Annotated in this window: 14 protein-coding genes; 9 read left to right on the top strand and 5 right to left on the bottom strand. The window is 53.2% G+C overall.

Annotated elements, in window-relative coordinates:
- Positions 1-19 precede the first annotated feature (19 nt).
- Both FD25_RS13280 and FD25_RS13275 read left to right on the top strand, forming a co-directional pair.
- Complete coding sequence (locus FD25_RS13280) at positions 20-283, top strand: hypothetical protein (RefSeq protein ID WP_057804731.1); 264 nt, start codon at positions 20-22, stop codon at positions 281-283.
- A gap of 87 nt (positions 284-370) precedes the next feature.
- Positions 371-577 carry a hypothetical protein gene (locus FD25_RS13275; RefSeq protein ID WP_057804730.1) on the top strand — a complete coding sequence of 69 codons (207 nt, stop codon included), beginning with the start codon at positions 371-373 and terminating at the stop codon, positions 575-577.
- A gap of 58 nt (positions 578-635) precedes the next feature.
- On the opposite strand, the gene FD25_RS13270 is transcribed toward FD25_RS13275, so the two are convergent.
- Positions 636-986 carry a hypothetical protein gene (locus tag FD25_RS13270; protein ID WP_057804729.1) on the bottom strand — a complete coding sequence of 117 codons (351 nt, stop codon included), beginning with the start codon at positions 984-986 and terminating at the stop codon, positions 636-638.
- A 350-nt stretch (positions 987-1,336) separates the two neighbouring features.
- On the opposite strand from FD25_RS13270, the gene FD25_RS13265 reads away from it, so the two are divergent.
- From FD25_RS13265 to pstB, 4 genes are all read left to right on the top strand, one after another.
- On the top strand, positions 1,337-2,230 hold the full coding sequence (locus FD25_RS13265; protein WP_057804728.1) for a phosphate ABC transporter substrate-binding protein PstS family protein: 894 nt from the start codon (positions 1,337-1,339) through the stop codon (positions 2,228-2,230).
- 79 nt (positions 2,231-2,309) lie between these two features.
- Positions 2,310-3,263 carry a phosphate ABC transporter permease subunit PstC gene (gene pstC, locus FD25_RS13260; RefSeq protein WP_057804727.1) on the top strand — a complete coding sequence of 318 codons (954 nt, stop codon included), beginning with the start codon at positions 2,310-2,312 and terminating at the stop codon, positions 3,261-3,263.
- On the top strand, positions 3,253-4,140 hold the full coding sequence (gene pstA, locus FD25_RS13255; protein WP_057804726.1) for a phosphate ABC transporter permease PstA: 888 nt from the start codon (positions 3,253-3,255) through the stop codon (positions 4,138-4,140). Before pstC ends, pstA begins: the two co-directional genes overlap by 11 nt.
- 12 nt (positions 4,141-4,152) lie before the next feature.
- Complete coding sequence (gene pstB / locus FD25_RS13250; RefSeq protein ID WP_057804725.1) at positions 4,153-4,956, top strand: phosphate ABC transporter ATP-binding protein PstB; 804 nt, start codon at positions 4,153-4,155, stop codon at positions 4,954-4,956.
- A 96-nt stretch (positions 4,957-5,052) separates the two neighbouring features.
- Here pstB and FD25_RS13245 read toward each other — a convergent pair whose 3' ends face one another.
- Genes FD25_RS13245 through FD25_RS13230 form a run of 4 tightly spaced genes read right to left on the bottom strand, consistent with a single transcriptional unit; the run spans position 5,053 to position 8,822 of the window.
- Entirely contained in the window at positions 5,053-6,123 is a 1,071-nt protein-coding gene (locus FD25_RS13245) for an ABC transporter substrate-binding protein (protein WP_057804724.1), read from the bottom strand.
- Entirely contained in the window at positions 6,120-6,920 is an 801-nt protein-coding gene (locus FD25_RS13240) for an ABC transporter permease (RefSeq protein WP_057804723.1), read from the bottom strand. The genes FD25_RS13245 and FD25_RS13240 overlap by 4 nt, the downstream gene beginning before the upstream one ends.
- Positions 6,917-7,726, bottom strand: a complete 810-nt coding sequence (locus tag FD25_RS13235; protein WP_057804722.1) for an ABC transporter permease — start codon at positions 7,724-7,726, stop codon at positions 6,917-6,919. Before FD25_RS13235 ends, FD25_RS13240 begins: the two co-directional genes overlap by 4 nt.
- Complete coding sequence (locus tag FD25_RS13230) at positions 7,713-8,822, bottom strand: ABC transporter ATP-binding protein (protein WP_057804721.1); 1,110 nt, start codon at positions 8,820-8,822, stop codon at positions 7,713-7,715. The genes FD25_RS13235 and FD25_RS13230 overlap by 14 nt, the downstream gene beginning before the upstream one ends.
- Positions 8,823-9,165: 343 nt before the next feature.
- Between FD25_RS13230 and FD25_RS13225 the strand changes: the two genes are divergently transcribed.
- From FD25_RS13225 to FD25_RS13215, 3 genes are all read left to right on the top strand, one after another.
- Complete coding sequence (locus tag FD25_RS13225) at positions 9,166-9,666, top strand: GNAT family N-acetyltransferase (RefSeq protein ID WP_057804720.1); 501 nt, start codon at positions 9,166-9,168, stop codon at positions 9,664-9,666.
- Between the two features lie 248 nt (positions 9,667-9,914).
- Positions 9,915-10,505, top strand: coding sequence for a pentapeptide repeat-containing protein (locus FD25_RS13220; protein WP_057804719.1), 591 nt, complete (start codon positions 9,915-9,917; stop codon positions 10,503-10,505).
- A 79-nt stretch (positions 10,506-10,584) separates the two neighbouring features.
- Entirely contained in the window at positions 10,585-10,947 is a 363-nt protein-coding gene (locus FD25_RS13215; RefSeq protein ID WP_057804718.1) for a hypothetical protein, read from the top strand.
- The last annotated feature ends 56 nt before the right edge of the window (positions 10,948-11,003 follow it).

Raw genomic sequence — 11,003 nt, 5'->3', positions numbered from 1 at the left:
TAAGACAGAGGTGATTAGGATGAAGACAATTGGACTTCCACTATACGCAGAGATTCCCAATGTTGATGAGACGCCAGCCTTGCAAAAGATTTGCCAACACTATACCGGACGCGCCACGATTCGGGTTCGGGACCTGGACATTGATCCTCACGAACAACCCGAAGTTGCCCAGCTCGGCCAACACGGGGGCGAGTTTATTCAGATTATTGCGGACGGCCCCGATGAAGGCTTGCTCGCCGCTGCCATCCATCAGCAATTGGCGAAGGATAAGTATTGTTACTAACAGAGAAAGAAACCTTGAGAGTTTTGAAATCAAAACGACTTGACGCGTTCCGGCGCTTTCGCTAAGCTCAATTTGGGAGGCGACGGGATGAATGAACAACAGATTCAACGACTCTGTCAGGTCGTGGGCCCCAAGTATGGGCTGAACTTGACCCATGAAGGGTTAGTCATCACCAGCGTAAACGGTGAACCCACGAGCTTTGACGCCAGTCAGTATATGCCCGATCAGTTTATCGATTTTTTGACCAAGATTATTGGCACAAAAATGAAAGCCGATTTGTGGAACTGGCAATAGCCATTATTAATAGGAAAAAATAGCGACCCGAGAATTTTCTCGAGCCGCTATTTTTGCGTTAGGCTTCTTCCCAACGGTCAAAGTCCTGAGCGTGCGCCCCCAGGTAGACAATGGCTTCTTGGGTCAGAGCAGCGCTTTGCTGTTTCATGGCGTCAGTTTCCTTGACGGCGTTGACGTCTTCTTCGTCCCACAGGAATCCGGTGGCGAGTTCTTCGTACTTGGTCCGACGCCCCACCCCGTTATCCTTGAACAACTTGTCTAATCCCGTTAAGTCGGGCTGACCGGCTTGGGCCACTTGTTGCGCTAAATGCGGTTGCCGACCTAATTTAACGGCGGCATAGTCCATGAGAAAGTCGTTCATATCAACAATAATGTCATGACGTGCTTTTTTTTCATTTTTCTTTGCCACTTCAGATCACCTCTTAGGTCAATTCTAGCCATTTTGGTGAAGAGACGCAATTGTTCTGGCGGGTTAGGGGGAGTCACCGAAGAAAGGTCAGCGAAATTCACCTCAAAATAGTCAGAGTCTCCCAACGAATTGATCGGTAAATGGTTGGCCAGAGCGACCGCTAACCCTTGATATAAAAGGATTTATGGCAAACTGCCCAACATTTACTCAAAATTTACACGATTGCGACAATTACTATATATTAGTCGCTTAGAATGGGGTTTGTAAGTTAAGGGGAGGCGTCACAGAGTTCGTTGCCTAACTTACGAAGTTGACGTATCGACTATATTAAAAGACATGGAGTGACAGGGATGAATAAAGGAACAAAGTTAGCAATGGGGTTTGCCACGATCACCTTATTATTAGCAGGTTGTGGGAAAGCCACCAGTTCAACTAGCAGTAGCAAGTCTAGCAGTGCAGAACTTTCTGGTAAGGTAACCGCAGTGGGTTCAACGGCGCTACAACCCTTAGCAGCTAAGGCTGGCGCTAACTTTACGTCAAAGCACAGTAAGGTTAACTTGACGGTTCAAGGCGGCGGTTCGGGGACCGGGCTGAGCCAAGTTCAATCTGGTGCGGTTTCGCTTGGGGATTCTGATATCTTCGCCGAAGAAAAGAAGGGGATTGACGCTAGCAAGTTGACCGACCACAAGGTGGCCGTTGTCGGCATGGGTCCGGTGGTTAACAAGGACTCTGGCGTGAAGAACCTGAAGATGTCGCAATTGAAGCAAATCTTTACGGGTAAGATTACCAACTGGAAGATGGTCGGCGGTAAGGATCAAAAGATCGTCATCATCAACCGGGCCCAAGGTTCCGGTACCCGGGCAACCTTTGAAAATGCTGTCTTGAAGGGTGCCACGGCGGTGAAGTCCCAAGAACAAGACTCCAACGGTGCGGTTCAAAAGATTGTCGCCACGACGCCAGGGGCAGTGAGTTACTTAGCCTTCTCCTACTACACCAACAAGTTACAAGCCGTTTCGGTCGATAACGTGGCCCCAACGGACAACAACGTTGAAAACAACAAGTGGAAGATCTGGTCCTACGAACACATGTACACCAAGGGGACGCCGAACGCAACTACGGCTGCTTTCTTGAAGTACATGACGTCCAAGGACGTGCAAAACAGCTTAGTTAAGGATATGGGTTACATTAGTATTCATGATATGCAAGTGACCAAGGATGCTAAGGGCGTTGTGACGTCCAAGTAATCCGGGTTTAAGGTGAATGTTTGGGTGAAGGTGCGCGGTTATGCGGCACCTTCACCTTTTTTAAGGGGGAAGTTAGCTCATGGAGCAAACAAGTTCAGGCTTCAAGCAGGAAGATACCCAGCCGAAAGACTGGGCGCAACAATTGCATCACGCCACCCGAGCGACCCGGGAAGACTGGTTCGGTCGGGGAATCAGTTACCTGTGTATCGGGGTCATCATTTTGGTGGTGGCTTCGATGCTGTGGTTCATTACGTCGAAGGGGATTGCGACGTTTACGCACAACCATGTCAACGTCGGTCAATTCTTGACCGGCACCAACTGGGCGCCGGATCAAGGGAAGACCGGGGCGTTGCCCATGATTATCGGGTCGTTTGCGGTGACCTTTGCCGCCGCAATCGTCGCGACGCCGTTTGCGGTGGGCACGGCCATCTTCATGACCGAAATCGCACCGAAACGAGGGCGAAAGGTCTTACAGCCCGTGATTGAACTCCTAGTTGGGATTCCGTCCGTGGTCTACGGGTTCATCGGACTGGCCGTGGTGGTCCCGTTCATGCGCCACTTGGTCGGGGGCTCCGGGTTTGGGATTATCTCGGCAACCTTTGTGCTGTTCGTGATGGTGTTACCGACGATTACCACGATGACGGTCGATAGTCTACGGGCCGTTCCCCGTTTCTACAAGGAAGCCTCGCTGGCCTTGGGGGCAACACGCTGGCAGACCGTCTCGCGGGTGATTCTCCGGGCGGCAACGCCAGGCATCCTGACTGCCATTATTTTCGGGATGGCCCGGGCCTTCGGGGAAGCCTTAGCCGTCCAAATGGTGATTGGGAACGCGGCCATTATGCCGAAGAACCTGATTTCGCCAGCTTCTACGCTGACGAGCCAACTGACGACGGGGATTGGGGACACGATTGATGGGACCTTGCCCAACAATGCCCTGTGGTCGTTAGCGTTAATTCTATTATTGATGTCACTGTTCTTTAACGCCTTAGTGCGGATCATTGCCAAGAGGGGGCAACTTAGCCATGAACGCTAAACGGAAAGACTTATTGGCGACGATTATCATCGACGTAATTGTGGCCACGGTGGTCGGCATCTTGGTATTCTTGCTGGCCTACATCTTGATTTCGGGGTTACCCCACGTTAGCTGGTCGTTTCTGACCGGGTCCGCCGACTCCTTTAGTGGGGCCGGGGGCATTGGGGTTCAACTCTTCAACTCGTTTTATCTGTTAATCTTGACCATGCTGATCTCAATTCCCATTTCACTGGGGGCTGGGATTTACTTGGCCGAATACGCCAAGGATAATTGGCGCACACGTTTGATTCGTTCCGCCATCGAAGTGCTCAGCTCGCTACCTTCCGTGGTGGTTGGACTGTTTGGTTTCCTGTTGTTTGTGGTGAAGTTTAAAATTGGATTCTCGGTGATTTCCGGAGCCATCGCGTTAACGTTCTTTAACCTGCCGTTATTGACCCGAAACATCGAAGAGTCCCTGAGTGCGGTATCCCGTAGTCAGCGGGAAGCCGGACTTTCGTTGGGCTTATCGAAGTGGAAAACGGAAATCGGTATTATTTTACCGGTGGCCTTACCCGGCATCGTGACCGGGGTGGTTCTGAGTGCCGGCCGGGTCTTCGGGGAAGCCGCCGCGTTGATTTACACCGCGGGACAAAGTGCTCCCGTGACGAACTTTGCGGACTGGAATCCAATGGACGCGGCAAGTCCCTTGAACCCGCTACGTCCAGCCGAAACGTTGGCCGTTCACATCTGGAAGGTCAACACGGAAGGCCTCGCGTCTAATGCGGCGCAGTTATCCGCGGCGGCTTCGGCGGTCCTGATTATTGCCGTACTGTTGTTCAACCTGTTCGCCCGGGTCCTGGGGAATTACCTCTACCGGCGCGTCACGGCTAGCAAGTAAGGGGGCTCGCTCATGTTAAAAGATTATTCCTTTGATCAAACGGCCGTGCAGACGTTCGATGATCACGTTGCACTGGCTTTAAAAACTGAAGATTTACAAGTCTATTACGGGAACAACCACGCGATGCATGACGCTAATCTGGCCTTTCCTAAGAACCAGATTACCGCGTTGATTGGGGCATCGGGCTCCGGGAAATCGACCTATTTACGGTCGCTGAACCGGATGAACGATACCATTGCCACCGTCACCGGTAAAATCTGGTATCACGGGGTGGACATCAACCAACCGGACGTCAACATTTACGAAATTCGCCGACACATCGGGATGGTGTTCCAACGCCCCAACCCGTTTGCCAAATCCATTCGCGAAAACATTATTTACGCGTTGCGGGCCACGGGAATCAAGGATAAAAAGGTGCTCAATCAACGCGTGGAACAGAGCCTCAAGGGAGCGGCACTCTGGGATGAAGTCAAGGATACCCTGGATAAGAGTGCTTTAGCGTTGTCCGGGGGGCAACAGCAACGGCTGTGTATCGCCCGGTCGATTGCCATGGAACCGGATGTCTTATTACTGGATGAACCCTGCAGTGCCCTGGACCCGATTTCCACGGTCAAGGTCGAAGAGACGTTACTGGAACTGCAGAAGAAGTACACGATTATCATCGTGACGCATAACATGCAACAGGCGGCCCGGATCAGTAGTCAGTGTGCCTTCTTCCATCTAGGCCACGTGATGGAATACGCCCCGACCGCCACCATGTTCAGCACACCCAAGATTCAAGTCACCCAGGACTATGTGTCGGGTAGTTTTGGTTAAGCTAAGTGTGGTTGACGCATTAAAGGCCCCCAGGCCACAGGAGAAATCCTGCTGGTCCGGGGGCCTTTTTTAACGCAGCTAACAATAGCATTAGTATCAATGGTGCATTTTAAATTCAAGGTACCGGTCGTTGTACGTTTGAACCACGCGCGGGGCCAAATTGCGGTAGACCTGCAGGTGACGCAGTGTTTTTTCGTCCGGGTAGAATTGGCGATCGTTGCGAACGCTGGCCGGCAACAAAGCTTTGGCTTTAGCATTCGGCGTGGCGTAACCGATGTACTCGGCATTTTGCGCCGCGTTTTGGGGCCGGCTCATGAAGTTGAGAAAGGCGTAGATTGCCTGGTAGTGTTGGGCGGTCTTGGGAATCACCAAGTTATCGAACCACAGGTTACTGCCCTCACTCGGCACCACGTAATGCAGGTGCTTGTTCTGGGTGAGCATCTCGGCGGCTTCACCGGACCAATCCACCGCTACGGCAGCCTCGTCTTGACTCATGTACATCTTAATCTCGTCAGCCACCACGGCCTTGACGTTCGGACTCAACTGGTCTAACCGCTTAGTTGCCGCTAGGAGCGTTTGCGGGTTCGTGGTGTTCATAGAATGGCCCTGTTCGACCAAGGCCATGCCCAAGATGTCGCGGGCCGAATCGACTAACATGAGTTGGTCCCGGTACTTAGGGGACCAAAGTTGCGACCAATGGGTCAAGGTTCCGGGCTTCACCACCCGGTCGTTGTACACGATCCCCAGCGTTCCCCAGAAGTAGGGAAGTGAGTAACGGTTTCCCCGGTCAAACGGCTGGTTCAAGAAGCGGGTATCGTAGTTGTTGAGGCCGGTCAACCGGGTACGGTCCAACGGTTGCAGCAGGTGGGCGGCCTTCAGCTTGCTGACCATGTACTCGCTGGGCACGGCCAGGTCGTAGTGGGTACCGCCCTGTTTTAGCTTGGTGTACATGGCCTCGTTACTGTCGAAGGTTTCGACGTTGACGTGGTAGCCGGTCTCGGCCTGAAACTTTTTCAGGAGGGCCGGATCGATGTAATCGCCCCAGTTGTAGAGGTTCAAGACTTTGCCGTTAGCGGCACCGCTGGACTTCTGGAGTTGGGTGCTGGCGTAGGCCAGGCCGCCACAGACCAGGAGCAGTAGGGCCACCAAACTCATTAACCGTTTCATGGTGTCACCTCCCGTTTGCGGGCTCGTCGTTTACGACTACTCTGTTGGAGCAGGTAGTATCCCCCGACCAACAACAGGGAGAACAGGAGCATCACTCCGGACAGTGCGTTGATTTCCAGGTTGATCCCTTGGCGGGCGCGCGAGTAGATTTCCACGGACAGGGTGGAAAAGCCGTTACCGGTGACGAAGAAGGTCACGGCGAAGTCGTCTAACGAGTAGGTCAACGCCATGAAGAATCCGGCCAGAATTCCCGGCGTGATGAACGGCAGAATAATCTTGGTCAGGAGTTGATGGGTCGTGGCCCCCAGATCCTCGGCGGCACTCAGCAAGCTTGGCGACATTTCTCGTAATCGGGGTAACACCATCAGCACCACGATGGGAATTTCAAAGGCGATGTGGCTCAGCAGGACCGAGCCAAAGCCCAAGGGGATTTTTAAAGTGGTGAAGAAGATCAGAAAACTGGCCCCGATGATGACGTCGGGCGACACCATCAAGATGTTATTGAGGTTTAACAACACGTCGCGGGTGACCCGTTTAGACGTTCGCTGAATGCTCAGGGCGCCCAGGGTTCCAATGGCCGTGGCCATTAATGCCGAGAGTAGGGCCACCAGCAGGGTGTCGGCCACGATGGCGAGCATCCGGGGATCGGCGAACAAATCGCGGTAGTGTTGCCAGGTAAAGCCGTGGTAGTTCGTCATGGTATCGCCCTGGCTAAAGGAGTAGACGATTAAGTAAATAATGGGGACGTAAAGGATGATGAAAACCAAAACCAGGTATAGGCGGGAGAGCTTTTTCATTTCGCCGCCCCCTTGGTGTGGTCGTTGGTCAGTTGCATCACGATGATCATGGCGACAATTAGGACGACACCGATTGTCGAGCCCATGCCCCAGTTCATGGTCGTCAAGAAGTGTTCTTCAATGGCGGTCCCCAGGGTAATCACCTTATTGCCCCCGATTAGACGGGTCAACATGAACAGGGATAATGAGGGGATAAAGACGGCCTGAATGCCGGCCTTAACACCGGGTAAGGTCAGTGGAAAGATCACGTGGCGAAAGGTCTGCCAGTGCGTGGCGCCCAAGTCTTGACTGGCGTTGATAAACGCCGGGTTTAGGTCGTCAAGGGCGTTGTAGATGGGCAGGATCATGAACGGAATTTGAATGTAGGTCGCCACAAAGATGAAGCTCGCGTTGGTGAATAGCAGTTGGTGCGGCCCCAAGCCGATGAAGCGTAGAAAGGTGTTGGCGAGCCCGTCTTGGCTAAAGATCCCGATAAACGCGTAGGCCTTGAGCAAAATATTGATCCATGTCGGCAAGATGACCAGTAAGAGCCACAACTGCCGGTGCTTGAGCTGATGCAAGACGTAAGCGGTCGGGTAACTGATCAGACCGGTGAAAAGCGTGATTAAAAACGCATACCAGACGGAATTGAGCGTCATTTTCAGGTAGACGCCCGACCGAAAGTAGTCGGCGTAGTTGGTCAGGGTGAGTTGGTGATCCAGGTTGAAGAAGGATTGGTAGACGATGAGCGCCACGGGGGCGATGACGAACAATCCCAACCACAGGCCGTAGGGCACGAAGTAACCCCAGAAATTACGCTTGGTCATGGTTGGTTTCCGTCCCTTCGTAGGTTTCTAACCGCGCGTCGAACTCGGCTTCCTTTTCGTGAAGCCGCATTACGTGCAGGTCGTCGGCCAAAAAGGTCAACCCGACTCGCGCGCCGTCTTGGGCGGGGCGCACCGAGTGGATCAACCAGTCGTGGCCGCGGTCGTCGGTGGCACTGATTTCGTAGTAGTCCCCCCGGAAGAGTTGGGTGTCGATGGTCACCCGTAACTTGGCGTGAGCCAGGTCGGTCAGGGTAATGTCTTCGGGCCGCAGAACGATTTCGATGGGTTCGTGGTCGGGAATCCCGGCGTCGACACAGTCAAACTCGTGACCGTCAAAGCTGACCCGGTAGTCGGCGACCATCTTCCCCGGTAAGATGTTACTCTCCCCGATAAAGTCGGCGACAAAATGGTTGATGGGTTCGTCGTAGATGTCGACGGGCGAACCACTCTGCAGGACCTCGCCGTGGTTCATCACGAAGATTTCGTCACTCATCGCTAGGGCCTCCTCCTGATCGTGAGTCACGAACAGAAAGGTGATCCCCAGGCGTTGTTGTAGCTCGCGCAACTCGTACTGCATGGCCCGGCGTAATTTAGCATCTAGGGCCGAAAGGGGTTCGTCGAGGAGCAGCACCTTAGGTTGCATCACGATGGCCCGAGCAATGGCAATCCGTTGCTGTTGACCGCCGGATAACGCGGTAATGTCACGGGCACCGAAGTCGCTGAGTTGCACTAGCTTAAGGGCTTTAGCGACGCGGTCGGCGATTTCATCGGCGGGCAGCTTCTTTAAGGTTAGTCCGAAGGCCACGTTTTCGGCCACGGTCATGTTCGGGAAGAGCGCATAGTCTTGAAAAACCGTGTTCACGTTGCGCCGGTTAGCCGGCAACTCGTTGATTCGTTGGCCGGCAAACAAGACGTCCCCGGACGTGACCTGGTTGAAGCCCCCGATGGTTCGCAGAATCGTGGTTTTACCGCAACCGGAAGGTCCCAGTAGCGTGTAAAACTTCCCCGATTCCAGGGTCAAGTTGATATTGTTCAGAATGGTTTGCGCCCCGTACTTCTGGGTGACGTGACGCAGTTCGATAATGGGTTGGCTCATTTAAGCAACCTCCTTTGAAAGGTCCGCTACCGGTGAGGTTAATCCCGGCGGCTCACCTGATTATAGCGGGTTTGGGTCTAAATGAAAATACGCAAATGGTCAAAGCGCTAATTTCTGAAAAATCCTGAAAAGTGGGGGACACCTTACCGGGGCGTGTGACCCGTGAAAAGTAGCGACAATCCGGGTGGCCGTAAGCTGGCGACCGGTGAAGCGTCCTGACGAGGTGGGTCCGATTTAGGGCCGGTTTAGGGCGATTACCTTGAGAATTTGACACGACCGTGTGACGTGGTGTAACGAATAAGAGTGGCCTATAATTAAGCCCCAAAAGGAAGTGTCGGAGATTATGACCATCAAGTTTCGCTTAGCGACCCGTGCGGATTTACCCCGCATCGTGGCCATTTATAATGAAAGTATTCCCAGTCGGTTAGCCACTGCCGATTTAACGCCCGTTAGTGTGGCGGATCGGCAGGCGTGGTTTGCCGCGTTTGACCCGACCAGTCGGCCCATTTGGGTGTTTACGCAGGACTCGGTCATTGCCGGTTGGGTCAGCCTAGAGTCGTTTTACGGGCGGCCTGCTTATTACCAAACGGCCGAAATCAGTATTTACATCGCCAATGACTTTCACCACCAGGGTCTAGGCCAACGGGCGTTAGACTTCGTGTTCGGTCAATTAGACACGCTGGGGATTAAGACGGTGGTGGCCTATATCTTTCACCACAATCAGCCCAGTCAGGGCCTCTTTCATAAGAACGGCTTCACGACCTGGGGCCATTTACCCGACGTGGCCGTGATGGACGGCCAATTGCGTAGCCTGGATATCCTGGGCCGCCGCTTTCATGCGTAATCATGCCGTATAAATTAGTCGTGTTTCCGGGGCCTAAATTGTCACGGGAAAAGCCCGAGCTAACGGCCTTCCCTAAAAGTTTAATGAGAATTTAGCGCGTTTGCGTCGTCTCAGGCAAATTTGACGGCAGTTTCGGCCAAACTGCGTGCATCGGCGGGCAAGCCAACGGTCCTAAACGCTGAGAAAATTCTCAGGCAACCGAGAATTTGGACGGGTATACTCGGTCTTAACCGATAGGAGATGACAGGATGATTGACCACCAAACGCTGACCGCAACACAACTTACGCCTTACGAAACCTACAGTGAGTGCACCATAACGGCGACTAGTCTACCCAGTAAAGTGAGTGATGTGACCCTTGATAATTGTGTTTTAACGGGCACCTGGAGCCAAAGCGAATGGCTCGACTGTACCTTTCAGGCCCTCAACCTCGCCAATCAGGATTGGAACCAGGCGGTCCTTTACCGCTGTCACTTTCAGGGCTGTAACTTGCTTGGCACTAACTTCAGCAATGGGGTTTGGAAGACCGTGCAGCTAACCGATTGTCGGGCGGATTACGCCAACTGGAGTGGCGCCAAACTGACGGCCTGTACGGCACAGAACGCGAGTCTCCGCGAGGCCTATTTCCGCGACGTGACCTTTAAGCAGGGCTTTATCGCGCAACAGTGTGACCTCGACCGGGCCAGTTTTTGGGAAAGTCCGTTAGCCGGCGTGGATCTGGCGGCCAGTACCTTTGACCAACTGGAAGTGACGCCCGAATCGAAATACTTACGGGGGCTGGTCCTGAATTCATTTCAGGCCGGTACGGTCTTAGGCTTGTTCGGTGTTCGACTCAAGTAGGCGCTGACCCGTTAGTTTTGGGAAACGTCCGCGTATAATGACCCCTGAAAAAGAGAAGTTGAGACGGGGGGCGTGGACCATGGAAATTGGACCAATCTCGGAGTGGGTGGCGGCGATCGCCGAAATTTTGGCGGTCGTTGTCGCGTTGTTTCTACCGTACTATACGGCCTATAAGGCCAAAAAGCATCAGCAACGGAACTTGCGCGTCGTGTTACAGAAGCTGGTTCAGGCGGCCTTAGCCGACGAACCGGACAGTGTGAAGACGTTAGACATCTTCTTGAAAATTTCGTTTCTAGGGAATACCGATCCGGCTAACGATAATCTGCTGTTGGTGGGAAATCAGGCCTTAGCCATCTTGAAGGATCCGGCGGTGGCCGGTCCAGACAAACGGGACCGAATTACCGACCTATTCAGTCAGGTGCACTTAACGTTGACCGATTAGGCAAAACAACCTAAAAAATGGACCAGCCCAAGCAAAGTTGAACTGGTCCATTTTTT

This window comes from Levilactobacillus acidifarinae DSM 19394 = JCM 15949 (genome assembly GCF_001434835.1).
Lineage (GTDB): Bacteria > Bacillota > Bacilli > Lactobacillales > Lactobacillaceae > Levilactobacillus > Levilactobacillus acidifarinae.
Note: the sequence above shows the minus strand (reverse complement) of the source record. Positions and strands in the feature narration are given on the sequence as shown.

Coding starts and splice junctions, on each gene's coding strand:
- FD25_RS13280 (WP_057804731.1), top strand. CDS start 20: ATGAAGACAATTGGACTTCCACTATACGCAGAGATTCCCAATGTTGAT.
- FD25_RS13275 (WP_057804730.1), top strand. CDS start 371: ATGAATGAACAACAGATTCAACGACTCTGTCAGGTCGTGGGCCCCAAG.
- FD25_RS13265 (WP_057804728.1), top strand. CDS start 1,337: ATGAATAAAGGAACAAAGTTAGCAATGGGGTTTGCCACGATCACCTTA.
- pstC (WP_057804727.1), top strand. CDS start 2,310: ATGGAGCAAACAAGTTCAGGCTTCAAGCAGGAAGATACCCAGCCGAAA.
- pstA (WP_057804726.1), top strand. CDS start 3,253: ATGAACGCTAAACGGAAAGACTTATTGGCGACGATTATCATCGACGTA.
- pstB (WP_057804725.1), top strand. CDS start 4,153: ATGTTAAAAGATTATTCCTTTGATCAAACGGCCGTGCAGACGTTCGAT.
- FD25_RS13245 (WP_057804724.1), bottom strand. CDS start 6,123: ATGAAACGGTTAATGAGTTTGGTGGCCCTACTGCTCCTGGTCTGTGGC.
- FD25_RS13240 (WP_057804723.1), bottom strand. CDS start 6,920: ATGAAAAAGCTCTCCCGCCTATACCTGGTTTTGGTTTTCATCATCCTT.
- FD25_RS13235 (WP_057804722.1), bottom strand. CDS start 7,726: ATGACCAAGCGTAATTTCTGGGGTTACTTCGTGCCCTACGGCCTGTGG.
- FD25_RS13230 (WP_057804721.1), bottom strand. CDS start 8,822: ATGAGCCAACCCATTATCGAACTGCGTCACGTCACCCAGAAGTACGGG.
- FD25_RS13225 (WP_057804720.1), top strand. CDS start 9,166: ATGACCATCAAGTTTCGCTTAGCGACCCGTGCGGATTTACCCCGCATC.
- FD25_RS13220 (WP_057804719.1), top strand. CDS start 9,915: ATGATTGACCACCAAACGCTGACCGCAACACAACTTACGCCTTACGAA.
- FD25_RS13215 (WP_057804718.1), top strand. CDS start 10,585: ATGGAAATTGGACCAATCTCGGAGTGGGTGGCGGCGATCGCCGAAATT.